We start from the raw sequence: 17,852 nt of genomic DNA, 5'->3' as shown, positions 1-17,852 counted from the left end.
TATCTCGCAATACGAGGGGAAAAAGACTTCCAGCTCGATATAAGGCGGAAGTAAGAAAGCTTGATTGTTTGTAAAAGCTCGGTTGTTGTAGGTGGATTTATTTTAGTATTTAGAATATAAGTTTTTAGTGGTATTTTTCGCTTAGAAATGTATAAAAAATGAATTTATCATTTAAAAAACGAACATTAAAAATTAATTTAATTAAAATGTTCATATTTAGATTGCGTGCACACTAAAAGTTTGATATATTACCAATATAATAATTTTACACATCATCACTCGTATATACTCGGTAATATGGTCCGAGCGTTTCTACCTAGTTCCCAATGAAAGAACTGGACTACGGGTTAAAGTACTCGGCCGTACTATGTAATGTACGCTACCGATTTATAATTTTGCATGTGCTTAATTAACTTTGACTACCGTAGTTCTAGAAAGTAGAGATTCTTCTACAATTTCTAGAACTTTTTTGTTTGGACCAAAAGCATCGAGTATAGAAAACAACAAGAGAAAGAGGAGATTATTTATGAAGAAGAATACGTTGAAAAAGTGTGCGGCGCTAGTAACTACTACTGTATTGTCATTCTCAATACTTGCAGGGTGTAATGCGAGTCCAAAACAAGTAGTCGAGGCAAAAAGTAATCAACAACCTATTTTAATTCAAGGGCCAATGCCGATAGAGGCTGAGAAGTTTGCAAAAAGGTTAAAAAATGTGAAAGAAGAAAAGTCTGGAACTTTCGTATTTTATAAAGGCACTGTCGACAATTATCCTGTAATCGTTGCGAAAACAGGTAAAGGAATGGAGAATACAGCAGCCGCTACAGCAGTGGCTATTGAAAAATATAAGCCTATAGCGATTATTAACCAAGGAACATCGGGTGGACATGATCCGGATTTAAACGTATTTGATATTGTTTTAGGAAAACAAGTAGCAAACATAGGTTCATTAAAAACATCAAATATGGATGAGAATCAAGGGATTGAACCGACAAAATGGATTTCAATGGACTTAATGGCTTCTGAAGGAAGTGCAGGAGAAGATCCAAATGCTGAGAAAATCCGATACTACGAGGGAGATAAGGATTTACTTGCAGCAGCTAATGCGGTAAAAGATAAATATACAAAAGGTAAAGTGGTGGAAGGGACTATAGGTTCAGCAGATCTTTGGAATAATGAAGTGGATAGAATTAAGTGGTTCCATACAAAATACGGTACATCTGTAGAAGAAATGGAAGGTGCTGCAGCAGCGCAAATCGCAAAAGCGTATGACGTACCATTTTTAGGAATTCGAGTGTTATCTAACAATAAAACAAACGGCGGAAAGTACAATCCAAACACAGCAGCGGCAAATCAAGAATATGTTTATGAAGTAGTTAAAAAATATATAGATTCAATGCAAAATAAATAGTAGTAGTTCTGTCCCAGTATAAAAATGTAATCATTACTGCACAATGTGTTGTGAACTCAGAATTAACAAAGTTTCTTTCATTAAAATAGATTGGTGCCTTACATGGTATCCAATCTATTTTTGTGCTTATTCTTCAGAGGAAGAAGGGTTTTACACAAAAAATAAAGACAGTTATAGAAAAAGGAAAAGTCGATTTATCAAATATGCATAATTGCATAAAAAAATTGAAATTTATAAGTTAACATTAAACTACTTTTTAATTGTAAAGAATATTTTAATAATCTTTACTAGAGAAGGATATTCCTTGAAAAGTAGATAAACCAAAAGTGTGGAAATAATACAGACTCAATAGAGTTTTGTATTAAATAAAAAGAAAAGGATGGGTATGGCTTTCTAAAAGTTATTTGGGGTTAGAAAGCATTTTTTAGTTAATAGCTTCAAAATATATTTTAAAGGGGAAATGGGTATATGAAGTTTCGAAATACAAAGCTTGCTATGATTACACTATCTTCATTTTTTATTTTAGGTACTGCATCTTTATCATTCACAGATATCATACACGGTGAAGTAGCTTCTGCATCACCACGAGAGATTACTGTAAAAAGCTATGACGATACATATTATAATAATGCAATAGGAAAAACGGGTTTAGAATTAAAGAAGGAACTTCATAATATTATTGATGATCATACAAAGCTATCATACAGTGCGGTTTGGGAAGCACTAAGAGATACTGATGAAGATCCAAATAATAAAAACAATGTGATACTCTTATATACTGGGCGTTCGCAAGGGAAACTTACGAATGGTTCAGGAGTTGATAATTGGAACCGAGAGCATGTTTGGGCAAAGTCTCACGGTGATTTTGGAACGACTGCAGGAGCTGGAACAGATTTGCATCATTTAAGAGCGACGGATGTATCTGTAAATAGCTCACGTGGAAATCTGGATTTTGATAATGGTGGTGTGAATCATTCGGAAGCGACAGAATGTAAATACGATAGTGATTCTTGGGAACCTCGTGATAGTGTAAAAGGAGATATCGCTAGAATGCTATTTTACATGGCTGTTCGTTATGAAGGAGACAACGGCGAAATAGACTTAGAATTAAATGAAAAGGTGAATAACAATAAAGATCCATACATGGGCAAACTATCCGTTTTATTAAAATGGAATGAACAAGACCCGGTAGATGATTTAGAGCGAAAGCGTAACGAAGTGATTTTTACGAAATATCAACATAATCGTAATCCTTTTATTGATCATCCGGAATGGGTAAATAAAATTTGGAACTAAAATACATAAAGGTATTTTACTTTGAGAGAAGGGATTGATCAATATGATCAATCCTTGTTTATATCTATACTAGAATAAGTAATTTTTATAGGATTGGAGAATAGAAATTTTATCAAGTTAAATATAACATGAGTTTTTTAATACGGTCCCCACTCAATATTTACACCAACAATAAGAAAAATAAGTCCAATGATAAACCAAATGAATGCAAGTGGAGCCATAAATCGAAGCCATTTTCCATAAGAAATGCCGCTCGCTGCGAGAACGCCCATTAAAACACCGGAAGTTGGATTAAGGCAGTTCACTACACCTTCTCCAAGCATAACAGCTTGTACTGTAACTTGGCGTGTAATGTGCATGAAATCAGCTAATGGAGCTAATATTGGAATGAAAATAACAGATTCTCCTGTCCCGGATGAAATGAGGAAATGTAATGCGGCACTACTTACATACATACCGATAACACCAAATACAGGGCTTTGTCCTTCGAGAGATTGTGCGAGCTGATTCACAATTGTATCAAGTAATTTGCCTTGTTCTAGAATGACTGAAATACAACGAGCCATTCCGACGATCAAAGCACCGTAAATGAGATTTTGGCAGCCTGCTAGAAAAGTAGAAGCAATATCATTCGCTTTCATGCCACCTATGATTCCCGCTGTAATTGCGATGAAAATAAAAGTAGCGGTCATTTCTGCGTCTGTCCAATGTAGACGGAAAGCGCCTATTAAAAATGCAATTAATGATAAAGCTGAAACGAGTAAAATTAATTTGTGACGTATTGTCCAAGGAACTTCAGTTTTCTCTATTTCTTTCTCACTTGTAAGAGCATTACTTGGAAACCAGTTATCTCCGAGTATGCTTCCTTTATTCGATTTTTTTAAACGTTTTACATACCAATTAATATACAAAATGGTGGCAATTAAAAATGAGATATAGATTGCTGTACGTAAACCAATCCCTGAAAACATCGGTAGTTCTGCGATCTTTTGTGAAATGCCTAAAGGTGAGGGAGATAAAATAGTAGCATTAAAACCAGCATAAGTGCCTAAATAAATAATTGCTACGCCGACGATAGCGTCCCATTTCAATGTGCGTGCAACGATAATGCCGATGGGAATAAAGCCGATAACTGAGTTTACGATAATGCCAGTCGTTCCGAGAATAGAAAAGAGTGCGGCGACAATGCAAATGAAAAGTAATTGCTGATTACGAAACTTGTTAATCACATGATAGATTAAACCGTCAAGAGCACCTGTTTTTTCAAGAATGGCAATAGCTCCACCTGTAAATAAAATTAAGAAGATGATAGGAGCAGCAAGCGTCATTCCTTTTTCAATAGCGGTAAAAAAAGAAACAAATCCTACTGGCGATTGTGGAACAGAATGATAACTTCCTGGTATTGTCGTTGTAACAGTACCATTTGTAACTCTTTTAAACTCTCCAGCAGGAACGAAATATGTAGCTATTGCACAAAGTAAGGCAATAAAAAATAGTAGTACGTACGCGTCAGGCATTTTAAATTTTCGTTTGCTCGGCTGCTTTTTTACCTCGGTCTGTAGTTGCATAAAATCCCTCCTTTTTCACTTGGTTAATTTTTAATATTCTGAAATTTATCTGTGAAATAGATTATAATAAAGGTGGCTTCTTAAGGCAATAGTTTTTCTGTCCTTTTCTTACATATACAAATTCTTGCAACATTAGACAGGGAAACGAAAATAATCAAAGAATATGTTATATAGAAAGAATAAGGAAAAGAGGGAAAAAGATGTGGAAAACTACCGATCTATGTGATGAGTTTGAAAAGGAATTACAAATATGTCGCCAGTCTTTTCGGTCGTTTGGGAAGAAAGAACAGTTTTACGGGAAAATTGCAACGGTAAAGGTGAAGGATGATAATGTACTAGTGAAGGAAGGATTGCAAACACTACCAGAAGGAACGGTATTAGTTGTTGATGGCGGAGCGTCTACGAATTGTGCGTTACTGGGCGATAATTTGGCAGCTATTGCGGAGGAAAGAAAGCTGGCAGGGATTATTGTAAATGGATATGTTCGTGATTCTAGTGAACTAAAGAATATTAATATTGGTATTTTAGCGTTAGGGACGATGCCAAATAGAAGTGTAAAAGAGGGAAAAGGAGAGCGGAATATTTCGTTGCAATTTGGACAAGTAGAATGGAAACCGAATGAATATGTGTATGCGGATGAAGATGGCGTTATTATTAGTGAAAAGAGTTTGCATCGTTAAAGGTTAGTAAGTTACTATTCTTAGAAAATAAATCCGATAAATCATGGACAAAATTCTTTGTCAATAGTAAAATAATACAGAAATTTAAAATTAACAGAATGTATAGGTTTATCGTTTTACGATAACTGAAATGGAAGTCAGTTGTGCCTAGAAAAGTGAATGTTATCACAATGATACGTTCATAAACAAAATTATTTTTCCTATACAAATATAGCCGCGAATGATGCGGGTCGGAGGTGTTGCACAGTTTGTTCGACACTTACAAAAAAAGAGTGTCAATTGCACGCCCTTGAAGGGCCTTTTTTTGTGTAAATAGTAGTAAGGGAGGAAATTTTGGGATGGCAATGTTGAAAAAATGGCTGCTTACGTCGTTAATGGCAGTTACACTTGTATTTGTTTCTTTTGCGAATACAGTACATATTACGTTTGCTGAAGGAAATACAGCAAAACTTGCAATTGTTGGTGAATCACAAAAGGGCATTATGTTATGTCCGAAAGAAGAGCAGATTACAGATGGGGAAACAGCTTTAAGTTTGCTGCAAAAAGTCATGGGGGACAAAGTAACAGCAGAGACGATGTCTTTTGGAACGTATGTTAAAGGCATTGACGGCTTAATGGCTGGGGACACAAGTGGCTGGTTGTATGATGTAAATGATAAATCTGCAGAAGTTGGAGCAGATAGTTATAAATTAAATGCTGGAGATGTTGTTGTCTTTCGTTTTGTTGCAGACTGGAGCAATATGAGCCAGGAAACATTACAGCAAACATTAGATAAATTTGGTACTTGTAAAACTGTAGAAGAACCAAAGACAGATGATCCAAAACAAGAAAAACCAGAAGAACCAAAAACGGATGATCCAAAACAAGAAAAACCAGAAGAACCAAAAACAGATGATCCAAAACAAGAAAAACCAGAAGAACCAAAAACAGATGATCCAAAACAAGAAAAACCAGAACAACCAATGCAAGAGAACATTCAAATTACAGCAAAACAAGTAAATGATGCGATTTCTAAGACGTCTGAAAAGATGTTACAAGATGGAATTGAAAGTGATTGGGTAGCTTTAGGTCTTTCACGTTCTGGAAAGAATGTTCCAATTGATGCGAAATTAAATTATGTTAAGTCGGTAACTGAAAAAGTAGAAAAACGCATTAACCGTTTTTCAGCGACAGATTTAGCTAGAACGATTATTATGATGAATGCAATGCATGCAGACCCTACAAAGGTAGGCGAACATAATTTAATTCAAAAATTGTACGAATCAGATAAAGTAAATTCTGTTACAGGTTATACATTTGCTTTACTTGCATTTGATACGAAGAAATATGAAGTTCCAGTGAATTCAAAATGGAATCGAGTTGCTTTAGTTGATGCGCTTTTAAACGCGCAACATACAGATGGCGGCTGGACTTACGATAGCGCAAGCAGTAAAGACAGTGCTAGTAGCGTTGATGTAACAGGTATGGTTTTATCAGCATTAGCTCCTTATCAAGATCGACCAGATGTGAAGCCAGCTGTAGAAAAAGCTGTTGCCTATTTATATAACGAACAACTAGAAAATGGTGGTTTTTCTGCTGATGGACAAGAGAATTCTAATAGTGCTGCGCAAGCGATTATTGGATTATCACTTGTTAAAGATGCAGATCAACATCGTCTACATAAGGCAATGCAAAATCTACTATCATACCAACTTCCAAATGGTGAATTCAAATGGTTACCAAGTGATCAAAACGGTAGCGGAATGGCTACAGAGCAAGCATTCTTAGCTTTACTTCAGTTTAAAGACCTTGGGAAATCGATTTATGACTGGTCAAATGTATCTGTTCCTGAAATCGATAAGAAACCAAATGTGGATTCAGAAAATGTTGTAGTAGAAAAAGAAGTTACTGAACAACCACAAGAACAAAAACAAGAACAAAAACAAGTACAAGAAGAAACGAAAGATGACACGCTAAAAGTTGTTGTCGATAACGAACCAGTTAAAAATAAAAAATCCGGAAACGGTAGCACGTTACCACAAACAGGAGCATCTTCTCATAGTGCAGCTACAGAAGTAGGTATGGGTGTATTATGTCTTGCTTCTGCATATGTATTATGGAGACGTAAAGCAGCTTAACAAAAATTAGGAGCAATCATTTGCTCCTAATTTTTAATATGAAAGGTGAGAGACAACATGAGTAAGATGAAGTGGTTTATTTCTTTCATGCTTTCACTTGGGCTACTTGCCGGATGTGAAGAGGCAGCTGTAAAGCCTGAGAAGAAAGTAGAACCAAAGCAAGAAGAGGTAGCAAAACAAGAAGAGAAAAAAGAAGAAGCGAAACCGGAAGAAAAGCCGGAAGAAAAACCGGCTGAACAAGAGCAAAAGCAGAAAGAGAAGCAAGAACAAAAAGTAGAAGAGAAGCCAAAAGAAGAAAAGCCACAGGCACAACCGGAAGTAAAGAAAGAAGAGAAACCTCAGGAACAGCCTGCTGTTAATAAACAACCAGAACAACAAAAAGCACAAGAAGAGAAACAACAAGAGCAACTAAAAACGCAAGAAGTAAAAGAAGAAGCGAAGGTTGTGAATCAGCCGAAAGAAACACCGAAGCAGGAGCAAAAAGTTGATCCGAATAAAGAGGAGAAAACGATACCGACTCCGACCGTTCCAAAGCCAGTACCACCTAAACCAGATACAGTACCAGAACCACCTAAACCACAAGCAAAACAAGTTACTATCTCAGTAAAAGGTAATGAAGGATACTTATTAGGTGCGAAAAAGGTTGATGTACAAGAAGGCGATACAGTTTATAAAGTATTGCAACGTACAGGTTTAGATGTGGATGCAATGGGTTCTAAAGGTGATATTTACGTAAAAGGTATTAATGATTTATATGAAAAAGATATTACAGATACTAGTGGATGGAAATATCGTGTGAACGGTGCGTTTCCGAACCATAGTGCAGGTATAGTAACAGTTAAACCAGGAGATACAATTGAGTGGGTGTATGTATTAAAATAAGAAAGGCATTCGGTAAAGGACTATGAAAATAAGTTTTTCTTCTTTACATCCTTTTGTGAATTTTTTCTATTATATCGGGGTGATGATACTATGTATGATGTGTCTTCATCCTCTTTTTTTAATTGGGGCAATACTATTAATCGTTATAATCAATGTGATGCAAGGGAATAGCGAAAAGATAAGAAAGATGTTACCGAGCACAATCGTTTTCTTTTTTATGGTCATTTTATTTAATTCGCTGTTAACACATAGAGGCCGAACTACGTTATTTTGGTTAGGTGATAGCCGTATTAAGCTTGAGGCGATTATGTATGGAGTAGTAATGGGGTTATTATTAGTTGCGATTATGTTTACGTTTGCTTCGTATAATGATATTATTTCGAGTCATAAATTTTTATATTTGTTTTCTAGAATTTCACCGAAAGTAGCATTGTTAACGATGATTACGGTGAGGTTTGTTCCTTTGTTTATGAGGCGATTACAGAAAATAACACTCGTCCAAAAAACGAAAGGTGTAGAAGTAGATGCAGGTTCCATTGTGGAACGGGTGAAAAATGGTATGCAATTATTGCAAGTATTATTAATTTGTTCATTAGAAGATGCGCTGCAAACAGCAGATTCTATGCAAGCTCGTGGGTTTGGTGTGACGAAGCGTACGACATATATTCGGTATAGAATGGAAAGGCGAGATTGGTATACGCTCAGTTATTTAAGTATTCTACTTATCATTGCTATTGTATGTAGTACGTATGGCGGAGGAAAGTTAATCATTTATCCGAAAGTCGAATCTATTTTATTTCAGCAATACGATGGAATGATGTTTGTCATATTTACGATGTTTATTAGTCTACCAATTATAATGGAAGGAAGTGAGTGGATATGGTGGCGCATGCAGAAATAAACAATTTATCATTTGTATATGCTGATGAAAACGAATATGCGTTACAGCATATTTCTCTTTCTATTCAAAAAGGAGAGTTTATTGCACTTGCTGGCGGATCAGGCTCTGGGAAGACGACTTTATTGAAACATTTTAAAAAGGAATTACTTCCAATCGGTACACGTTCAGGAGAAATTTTTTATGATGACGTTTTATTAGAGGAAGTACCTGATTTATTATCTGCACAAGAAATTGGCATGGTATTTCAAAATCCAGAAAATCAGCTCGTAATGGATACAGTCATTCAAGAATTAGCATTTTCTTTAGAAAATATCGGATTACCATCACATATTATTCAAAAGCGAATAGCAGAGCTTATTAGCTTCTTAGGATTTCAAGATTTATTGCATCAATCTGTTCATACGTTATCTGGTGGGCAAAAGCAGCTTGTCAATTTAGCTGCGGTATTAGTTATGCAGCCGAAATTATTATTATTAGATGAACCGACGGCGCAATTAGATCCCATTGCTGCGAAAGAGTTTTTAGGATTGTTAAAACGTATTAACGAAGAACTTGGCATTACGATTGTGTTAAGTGAACATCGTTTAGATGAAGTAATACCACTTGCTACGCGCGTTATTTGTATGAATAATGGTCAAATCGTGTATGACGGTAGTCCGAAAACGGTTGTAGCGAACATGTGGGAAGTAGAAAACTTTCGTCCATTTATTCCGCAAATTCCAAGATTGTTTTTAGAGTGGAACGCGGAAGATATTCCGTTTACAGTGCGAGAAGCGCAAATGAAACTGAATAACTTTTCAGTGATATCATATGTGAATGAGCCAATAGCACAAAATGAAAAGCGAGAAGTCATTTTAAGTGCAGAGCATATTTCGTTTCAATATGAAAAAAATAGTCCACTTATTTTGAGAGACTTAACTGTATCGATTGAAAAAGGAAAATGGGTAGCTCTCGTTGGAAAAAATGGTACAGGTAAGTCTACACTGTTAACGATTTTAGCTGGATTGCAAAAAGCGAGAAGAGGGAAAGTAAAGTGGAATGGGAAAGTGATACATAAAATTGATTCGAAAGAACGATTTAAAAGGATCGGGTATGTATCGCAGCATCCGTACTATCATTTTACATTTGATACAGTGTGGGAAGAAGTGTATGAACGTGCACGAGAGTTATACGGGGAACAAGGAAAAGAAATAGCAGAAGATATGCTCAAACAGTTTTGGTTGTACTCGCTTAAAGAACGCCATCCGCACGATTGTAGCGGGGGAGAACAACAATTACTTGCGTTATGTACTACGTTATTATCAAAACCAACTTTATTATTACTCGATGAACCGACAAAGGGGTTAGATCCATGGAAGAAAGAAAGAGTAGGAGAGCTATTTAGGAAATTGCAAAAAGAAGGTACAACAATTGTAATGGCAACGCATGATATTGAGTTTGCAGCAAAATACGTTGATCAATGTATGATGTTATTTGACGGAGCGGTTATTATGAATGATGCACCGAAAGAGTTTTTTAGTGGAAACTTCTTTTATACAACATCTATTAATCGATTCATTCGAAAAGAGTTGCCATATGCATTAACGTGGGAGGATGTGTACGAAGCGTGTCCAAGCGATATGTTGCATTCATAATATGTATTTTTGCAGTTATTATAGGCACATTACTCTTTACCACACTTATCATGGATGGCTATTACATGTTAAGTAGTTTGTTTTTATTAGTTGTTATTATGTTACCGTTTTATATCCGGTTTGAAAGAAAGGCGTTTGTTTCACGTGAAATTGTTCTCGTTGCTGTGTTAGCGGCAATTGCAGCAGTAAGCAGAGTACCATTTTCTATTTTACCAAGTATACAACCGACTTCTTTTGTTATTATCGTTTCTGCAATCGTATTTGGAAGTGAAACTGGTTTTATGATCGGTGCAACAGCAGCTATCGTATCTAACATCTTTTTAGGACAAGGTCCGTGGACGCCGTGGCAAATGTTTTCATGGGGGATGATTGGTTTTATAGCAGGATTACTTCGAAATACATTTTTAATGAAAAAGCTATGGGGAAGACTACTATACGGATTGTTTGTTGGATTTCTATTTGGCTGGATTATGAACTTCTGGGGGCTTCTCGGTTTTATACGTGAGGCAACGTGGGAAACAGTCGTTTCATATTATATTGCAAGTTTTTATTTCGATTTGAGCCATGCGATTTCGAATGTTATTTTCTTACTATTATTTAGTACGTCTTGGATTACGATTCTTACGAGATTCAAAAAGAAATATGGCATATTAGATAAGCATAACATGGCATAGAAAAGCATATTCATATAAGGTAGGGTCGCGACTTACATATTCGTTTGCCTCTTTCATGCTTCTTACATATTGTAAGGAGCATTTTTTATTGTCAAAAAATCGATTCAATATATGTCCGTTATTATATGAAATTATTTGTATAATAGTAGGTGAGAACTATTTTCAAAAGGGAGGTGTATAGTTAATGAAGTTAGTTATTCCGAAGCAACACGGTGCATGGGCCATGCTCGTTATACCATTTCTATTAAGTGTCATACTTGGGAAACCTACTATGTATCATATTCCATTGTTTGTAGCTTGGTTCTTTATCTATTTAGCTACATATCCATTTCTTACGTACATAAAGCAAAGACGAAAAAAAGAGTATTTACATGCAGCGATTGTATATTTTATCATTGCTTTCGTATTTGGGATGATTTCTCTATTATATGAATGGCGCATTCTTTTATTCGTAGCAGTAATGATTCCATTATTTATAGTAAATATGTATTACGCTCGTCAAAAAAATGAAAGAGCGTTACTAAATGACATTAGTGCGATTGTTGTTTTCTGTATTGGTGGTTTAGTTAGTTATTATTTTTCAATGAAACTTATAGATAAAACAGCACTATTTATTGCGCTTATTTCATTTTTATATTTTTTAGGAAGTACGTTTTATGTGAAAACGATGATACGTGAGAAAAATAATCCGAAATATCGTTTTATATCATGGGGGTATCATATTCTATTAACAATCATCGTATTTGCTATCAATCCGTGGTGTTCTCTTATCTTTATACCGAGTGTTATTCGGGCAATTATGTTGTACGGCAAAAAGATTTCTATTATAAAAGTAGGAATTTTAGAAATTGCTAATTCTGTATATTTTTTAATTATAACGGTAATAATTATGAAGTATGCCATTTGAAAAAACTTCCCACCTTATGATGGGAAGTTTTTTCAATCTTGTTCTAAAATGTGAACCGTGTAATCACAGCGTTGAATAGCTTGTTCAATCGCATAAAGTGATTGTTCAATACGTGCGCGATTAAAATCTTTTTCCACAGTTTGTAGCGCTTCTTCTAAACAATGTTTTGCTTCTTGTAATGATTGAAAAGAATTTTGGACATATCCGCGAGCATTTTCATGCATTTCATAATCCTCCTTGCATATTCATATATGTGTAGTATGAACAGTAAAGAAGAAAATATTATTTGTTATATTTGTTTGACAATTAAAATGAAATTACGTATAGTAAGAATTAAGTGAATATTTTCTTATCCAGAGAGGTGGAGGGACTGGCCCGATGAAACCCAGCAACCGCGATGCAGGTGCTAATTCCAGCAGAACATATTTGTTCTGGGAGATAAGACGAAGATATATACGTAACTTCTTCTTATCGGAGAGGTTTTTTTGTTGCAAAAAAACCGATTACGAAAATTTATAGTAAGAAGAAAGGGGTTGCGAAGTACTGTGACACTCGAAAAATACGTAAAACTGCGTAGTACAGTTTATGAATATATGATAGAGCAGAATAAGCCAATATCATTGTTAGATATTCAAGAACATATCGTTTCGCATCATGAAGGAAAATTCACGAAAAAGATGTTACATCAATTTTATTTATCAAGACTATTAGATGAACTAAAACTGGATGGGAAAATTACATTAGCTGATGAATATCTCTATACTGAAAAAGGGGTATTTTATAAGGCGAGAAAAGGGAGCTAAGCTCTCTTTTTTTTGAAGTATGTAGAGTAAAAGACTGCTTAAGCAGCCTGATACAAGGGAATGGTGTTGAGTGTGTAGTGTCAAAGATTGAATGTGCCTGAAAGAGGCACTTCATATCGGCTGCAAATGAAAAGAGACACCTCCGCCGAATAGGTGTCAGTCGTTTTGTCATATAGACTTGCTATTTGACAGTTATTAGAATAACATGCAGGGGTTATGGAAGTCAAAAGGGAATTAAAGGAAGAGGTGTTGTTATGTACGCTTACTTATTACAGGATATAACAAAATGGATTCCTAAGTACATTTTGGATAAAGGGTATGAATATTATGAAGAGGGACATGTAGAAGATGTGGAAATACAAGACAAGAAAATATTTGCTTTCGTTACTGGAAATGCAGGAAACTATGAAGTAATTATTGATCTTGAAGATTTTACAGAAAGTAGCTGCGAATGTCCATATGAAAACTATTGTAAGCATATGGCCGCAGTTGTTTATGATATTCAAGGTGCTGGTGAGAGTACGGTGAAAGAGAAATTGAAAGCTTTAGACAAGGAAGAGTTACTTACCGTATTAAACCGTTTATTACAAAGTTCAAAAAACGTGCAAATTGTAGAGAAGATGTTAAAGAAGGGGAAACTTTAACTTATAGAGGGAGCTGTTTTGTAGTGAATGTACTAATTGTATACGCTCATCCTAGTCCTTCCAGTTTTAACGCGGCGATTTTAAAGCATGTGCAAAAAGGATTACAAAAAACTAATCATTCGGTTACGGTACTTGATTTATATAAGGAGCAATTTGATCCAATCCTTGTATTTAATGAGGAGAAAAAAAGACGTGATTTAGTAAATGAAGAAGAAACAGCTCGGTACAGAACGTTAGTGGAAGAAGCAGATACGTTTCTCTTTATATATCCAGTATGGTGGTGGGGGATGCCTGCTATTTTAAAAGGGTTTATTGATCGCATTTTCGTTGCTGGATTTGCTTATAAATATGAAGGTGCTTTGCCGAAAGGCTTATTGAAAGGTAAGAAGGCATGGGTAATTAATACGTTAGATTCACCATTATGGTACGTCGCACTATTATATCGATCAGCAGATTGGATTATGATGAAGAGAGGTGTGTTACGTTTTTGCGGCATTCGCGATATTAAACGATCTGTTTTTCAATCTGTGAAAACGAGTAAAATAGAGAAGCGGGAAAAGTGGTTATTACAAATAGAAGAAAAGGCTCGTACATTATGAATGAAATGGAACGTATAATAAAGTGCTGCAAGTATGATAACGAACTTTTTCGTACATATATTAATTGCTTACTTCAATTGAAGAAATGTAGTGAAACGTTTCAACAAATGAAGATTCAATTAAGAAATGATTATTTAATAAGAGGGATTTGTGAAAGAGAAGTGGATGAGGTAGTAAGAGGAAGTAAAGAATATGAAACGTATTTTCTTCCTAAAGCGTTACAGTGGAATTTCCTTAAAAACAATCCACATTTAATTGAAAAAGTATGTGAAGACTTTTTTGCATTTGAGGCGTTATATCTTACGGAGATAGAGTGGGAGGACGTAATAAATTGCGTGGGAAATAAGTGATTTATTATATAAAAAAGCTAGTATAAAACTAGCTTTTCGTTTAAATAAATAGGAAACATAGACTAATGATAAATCCTGCATATAGTAAGTTAACAACGCAAAATCCCATAATATCACGAGCACCTAAACCAGCTATCGCTAATGCCGGTAATGCCCAGAATGGTTGAATCAAATTCGTCCAAGCATCGCCCCACGCAATTGCCATTGCTGTTTTTGCAGCAGGTACACCAAGTTCAGCACCAGCAGGAATCATAATGGGTGCTTGCACAGCCCATTGACCGCCACCAGATGGAACGAAAATATTAACGATGCCAGCACTTAAAAAAGTAAAGAGTGGGAAAGTCGTTTCGTTTGAAATGCTAATAAAGAAATTAGAAATAGCTCCTCCAAGTGAAAGTCCTTCACTATTTGCTCCAATCATCATCCCCATAATTCCTGCGTAAAACGGAAATTGAAGTAAAATACCAGAAGCACTTTTCGTAGAGTCTGAAAAGGCGCGGATATATTGAATCGGAGTACGGTGGAAAATAAGTCCAGCAATTAATAACATAAAAATAACGATGTCTAGCGTAAGGTTAAAGCCTTTCGTATAAAAGTAATTGAAAATATAAATGAGACCTAACAATCCAACGCAAAGTGTAATAATGATGCTGTTTTCCATTTTTTCAGCGAACGTATTGTTCCCTACCTCTTGAGCGGCAGCTTCTTCATGGAATACGCTAGGATCTACAGTTATCGTATGTTTTTCATCTGGATGCATCGCTTTATTAATGAGAGGCATCGTAACGAGAAAAATAATAACTGGAACGAGAGCGTATGGTGAGAATAGCGTTTCTGTTATTGGGATCGCTTCTTTAATACTTCCAGCGGTCGTTTTAATTAACGTTTCGCCGCCAGTTGCTAACGTAAGAGGAATAGAAGCAGAAAGCCCCGCATGCCAAATGAGAAATCCAGAGTAAGAAGAAGCAATTGCAAGTCTATAATCTAATCCTTCAAGCTGCCTTGCCACCTCTTTTGCATATAAAACAGATACAACAATACCAAATCCCCAGTTTATGTATGCCCCTAGTAAACTTACGATTGAAATGGCAATAATACCTTGTCCATTCGTTTTCGGTAGTTTAGCCGCTTTCGTTAATCCTTTTTTAATGAGGGGAGCATTTGCTAAAGCAGATCCTGTCACGAGTACAAGTGCCATTTGCATAGAAAAGGCGAGAAGTCCCCAAATTCCATTACCCCAATGATTAATCATTTCCACAGGTGTTTGGTGAGTCGCAAACATGCCGAAGAAAATAACAAAAACAGTTAATAAACATGATAAAATAAACGGCTCTGGCAAGAAACGTTGCACTAAGGCGACGCAACCATTTGTAAAAGAACGAAACAAAATAGATCAACCTCCTTATGTATATGTATTACAATTATTCGAGGTTGTTTCGTTTATAACCTTTTAGAATTAGAAAATTCTGATATTTTTTAGAGGGATTGAAATATTGTCAAGAAGAGTAGTACCATCATCACCCTGACAGAAAAAGTTGCTTTTCCTCAATATGAAATATTGCATATAAAAATGAATTGATGCAAATGCAAAAGCTTATTATAATGAAAGCATAAATATACAACACATCTTAATACAGCAAAGAGGAGGAAGTAATATGGAGATCGCAATGGCAGTTTTAAAATTTTTAGGTGGAGTAATTCCTTTAGTTCAAGAACTTTTAAAAGCGTTTATGTAAGTTTATTAGTTAGCTATCATGTATCAATTATTATTATATCTTACTAAAAAAGAATGGGGAGATTTTTCTGAATAATAAGAAAAATACCAAGAGAAGAAAGTTCTTTGCATGTTTATTAGTTAGTCTGTGCACTCTTAATTATTCATCTATTTCTTTCGCAGAAACACAAGCCGGTAATGCAACTGACATAACTAAAAATGCTAATGGCATTGATACTGGTATAGCAAGCCTTACATATAATAATCAAGAGGTTTTAGCTGTAAATGGTGATAAAGTAGAGAGTTTTGTTCCGAAAGAAAGTATCAATTCAAATGGTAAATTTGTAGTAGTGGAACGCGAGAAAAAATCACTTACAACTTCACCAGTTGATATTTCGATTATTGATTCTGTAGTGAATCGCACGTATCCAGGAGCTGTACAACTTGCCAATAAAGCTTTTGCAGACAATCAACCGAGTTTATTAGTGGCTAAGAGAAAGCCTTTGAATATTAGTATAGACTTACCTGGCATGAGAAAAGAAAATACAATCACTGTCCAAAACCCGACATATGGTAATGTGGCTGGAGCAGTAGACGATTTAGTATCTACTTGGAATGAAAAGTATTCCGCAACACATACGTTACCTGCAAGAATGCAGTATACAGAATCTATGGTTTATAGTAAATCACAAATCGCAAGTGCTCTTAATGTTAATGCTAAATATCTTGATAACAGTCTAAACATCGATTTTAATGCGGTTGCAAATGGAGAGAAAAAAGTGATGGTAGCGGCATATAAGCAAATATTCTATACCGTAAGTGCTGAACTACCTAACAATCCATCCGATCTATTTGATAATAGTGTTACTTTTGATGAGCTAAATCGTAAAGGAGTAAGTAATTCAGCTCCACCTGTTATGGTCTCAAATGTAGCTTATGGTAGAACGGTTTATGTAAAATTAGAAACCACATCTAAGAGTAAAGATGTACAAGCTGCTTTTAAAGCTTTACTTAAGAATAACAGCGTCGAAACGAGTGGACAGTACAAAGATATTTTTGAAGAAAGTACCTTTACTGCTGTAGTATTAGGTGGAGATGCGAAAGAGCATAACAAGGTTGTAACAAAAGATTTCAATGAAATCCGAAATATCATTAAAGATAATGCTGAATTAAGTTTGAAAAATCCAGCATACCCAATTTCATATACAAGCACGTTCTTAAAAGATAATGCAACTGCTGCTGTTCATAACAATACAGATTATATCGAGACGACAACTACAGAATATTCAAGTGCTAAAATGACACTCGATCATTACGGTGCTTACGTTGCTCAATTTGATGTATCTTGGGATGAATTCACATTTGATCAAAATGGGAAAGAAGTACTAACACATAAAACATGGGAAGGTAGTGGCAAAGACAAAACAGCTCATTACTCTACAGTAATCCCTCTTCCACCAAATTCAAAAAATATAAAAATCGTAGCAAGAGAATGTACAGGTCTTGCATGGGAATGGTGGAGAACAATTATTAATGAACAAAATGTTCCGTTAACAAATGAAATAAAGGTTTCAATTGGAGGAACAACATTATACCCAACCGCTAATATTAGTCATTAGGTTGGAGTGAAGCGCCCTGTTTATAGGGCGCTTTTTAGTAGTGCTTAGTGACTGAT

At 35.4% G+C, this 17,852-nt stretch carries 17 protein-coding genes and 2 riboswitches; of the genes, 14 read left to right on the top strand and 3 right to left on the bottom strand.

The features are described 5' to 3' along the window. Positions 1-259 precede the first annotated feature (259 nt). Positions 260-363: riboswitch (purine riboswitch) on the top strand. Between the two features lie 163 nt (positions 364-526). Together FOT98_RS13395 and FOT98_RS13390 are read left to right on the top strand one after the other, a co-directional pair. Continuing rightward, the gene (locus FOT98_RS13395) at positions 527-1,408 is read left to right on the top strand and encodes a 5'-methylthioadenosine/S-adenosylhomocysteine nucleosidase (protein ID WP_063261492.1); all 882 of its coding nucleotides are present in this window, start codon (positions 527-529) and stop codon (positions 1,406-1,408) included. Positions 1,409-1,876: 468 nt separating this feature from the next. Further along, complete coding sequence (locus FOT98_RS13390; protein ID WP_063261491.1) at positions 1,877-2,704, top strand: endonuclease I family protein; 828 nt, start codon at positions 1,877-1,879, stop codon at positions 2,702-2,704. Positions 2,705-2,841: 137 nt separating this feature from the next. Here FOT98_RS13390 and FOT98_RS13385 read toward each other — a convergent pair whose 3' ends face one another. Then, complete coding sequence (locus FOT98_RS13385) at positions 2,842-4,272, bottom strand: YfcC family protein (RefSeq protein ID WP_063261490.1); 1,431 nt, start codon at positions 4,270-4,272, stop codon at positions 2,842-2,844. 200 nt (positions 4,273-4,472) lie between these two features. Here FOT98_RS13385 and rraA point away from each other — a divergent pair, with 200 nt between their 5' ends. From rraA to FOT98_RS13350, 7 genes are all read left to right on the top strand, one after another. Continuing rightward, complete coding sequence (rraA, locus tag FOT98_RS13380) at positions 4,473-4,952, top strand: ribonuclease E activity regulator RraA (RefSeq protein ID WP_063261489.1); 480 nt, start codon at positions 4,473-4,475, stop codon at positions 4,950-4,952. 338 nt (positions 4,953-5,290) lie between these two features. Beyond that, the gene (locus FOT98_RS13375) at positions 5,291-7,069 is read left to right on the top strand and encodes a DUF4430 domain-containing protein (protein WP_144291071.1); all 1,779 of its coding nucleotides are present in this window, start codon (positions 5,291-5,293) and stop codon (positions 7,067-7,069) included. Positions 7,070-7,126: 57 nt separating this feature from the next. Continuing rightward, positions 7,127-7,951: a DUF4430 domain-containing protein gene (locus tag FOT98_RS13370; protein ID WP_063261487.1), complete on the top strand. Its 825-nt coding sequence runs from the start codon at positions 7,127-7,129 to the stop codon at positions 7,949-7,951. A 22-nt stretch (positions 7,952-7,973) separates the two neighbouring features. After that, positions 7,974-8,852 carry an energy-coupling factor transporter transmembrane component T gene (locus FOT98_RS13365; RefSeq protein WP_063261486.1) on the top strand — a complete coding sequence of 293 codons (879 nt, stop codon included), beginning with the start codon at positions 7,974-7,976 and terminating at the stop codon, positions 8,850-8,852. Next, the gene (locus FOT98_RS13360; protein WP_186292113.1) at positions 8,825-10,486 is read left to right on the top strand and encodes an ABC transporter ATP-binding protein; all 1,662 of its coding nucleotides are present in this window, start codon (positions 8,825-8,827) and stop codon (positions 10,484-10,486) included. The genes FOT98_RS13365 and FOT98_RS13360 overlap by 28 nt, the downstream gene beginning before the upstream one ends. Then, complete coding sequence (locus FOT98_RS13355) at positions 10,459-11,160, top strand: ECF transporter S component (RefSeq protein WP_063261484.1); 702 nt, start codon at positions 10,459-10,461, stop codon at positions 11,158-11,160. Before FOT98_RS13360 ends, FOT98_RS13355 begins: the two co-directional genes overlap by 28 nt. A gap of 184 nt (positions 11,161-11,344) precedes the next feature. Then, a complete protein-coding gene (locus FOT98_RS13350) occupies positions 11,345-12,067 on the top strand; it encodes a YwiC-like family protein (protein WP_063261483.1) in 723 nt (240 codons plus the stop codon). Between the two features lie 32 nt (positions 12,068-12,099). Here the strand turns inward: FOT98_RS13350 and FOT98_RS13345 are convergent, their stop codons facing one another. Further along, positions 12,100-12,291 (bottom strand): hypothetical protein, encoded by a 192-nt coding sequence (locus tag FOT98_RS13345; RefSeq protein ID WP_000545003.1) that lies wholly within the window; start codon positions 12,289-12,291, stop codon positions 12,100-12,102. Positions 12,292-12,413: 122 nt separating this feature from the next. After that, a riboswitch (SAM riboswitch) is annotated at positions 12,414-12,512 on the top strand. 40 nt (positions 12,513-12,552) lie between these two features. On the opposite strand from FOT98_RS13345, the gene FOT98_RS13340 reads away from it, so the two are divergent. The 4 genes from FOT98_RS13340 to FOT98_RS13325 all read left to right on the top strand — a co-directional run bounded on the left by FOT98_RS13340 (position 12,553) and on the right by FOT98_RS13325 (position 14,463). Then, positions 12,553-12,870 (top strand): hypothetical protein, encoded by a 318-nt coding sequence (locus FOT98_RS13340; protein WP_144291070.1) that lies wholly within the window; start codon positions 12,553-12,555, stop codon positions 12,868-12,870. Positions 12,871-13,124: 254 nt separating this feature from the next. After that, positions 13,125-13,514 carry an SWIM zinc finger family protein gene (locus FOT98_RS13335; protein WP_063261482.1) on the top strand — a complete coding sequence of 130 codons (390 nt, stop codon included), beginning with the start codon at positions 13,125-13,127 and terminating at the stop codon, positions 13,512-13,514. Between the two features lie 23 nt (positions 13,515-13,537). Next, positions 13,538-14,113 (top strand): NAD(P)H-dependent oxidoreductase, encoded by a 576-nt coding sequence (locus FOT98_RS13330; RefSeq protein ID WP_063261481.1) that lies wholly within the window; start codon positions 13,538-13,540, stop codon positions 14,111-14,113. Continuing rightward, positions 14,110-14,463, top strand: a complete 354-nt coding sequence (locus tag FOT98_RS13325; RefSeq protein WP_063261480.1) for a group-specific protein — start codon at positions 14,110-14,112, stop codon at positions 14,461-14,463. The genes FOT98_RS13330 and FOT98_RS13325 overlap by 4 nt, the downstream gene beginning before the upstream one ends. Positions 14,464-14,503: 40 nt before the next feature. Here the strand turns inward: FOT98_RS13325 and FOT98_RS13320 are convergent, their stop codons facing one another. Continuing rightward, a complete protein-coding gene (locus tag FOT98_RS13320) occupies positions 14,504-15,850 on the bottom strand; it encodes a short-chain fatty acid transporter (RefSeq protein WP_000490004.1) in 1,347 nt (448 codons plus the stop codon). Between the two features lie 416 nt (positions 15,851-16,266). On the opposite strand from FOT98_RS13320, the gene alo reads away from it, so the two are divergent. Continuing rightward, positions 16,267-17,796, top strand: a complete 1,530-nt coding sequence (gene alo, locus FOT98_RS13315; RefSeq protein WP_144291069.1) for an anthrolysin O/cereolysin O family cholesterol-dependent cytolysin Alo — start codon at positions 16,267-16,269, stop codon at positions 17,794-17,796. The last annotated feature ends 56 nt before the right edge of the window (positions 17,797-17,852 follow it).

It is taken from the genome of Bacillus sp. HY001, assembly GCF_007558965.1.
GTDB lineage: Bacteria > Bacillota > Bacilli > Bacillales > Bacillaceae_G > Bacillus_A > Bacillus_A mobilis.
This window is presented reverse-complemented; position numbering and strand designations above follow the sequence as displayed.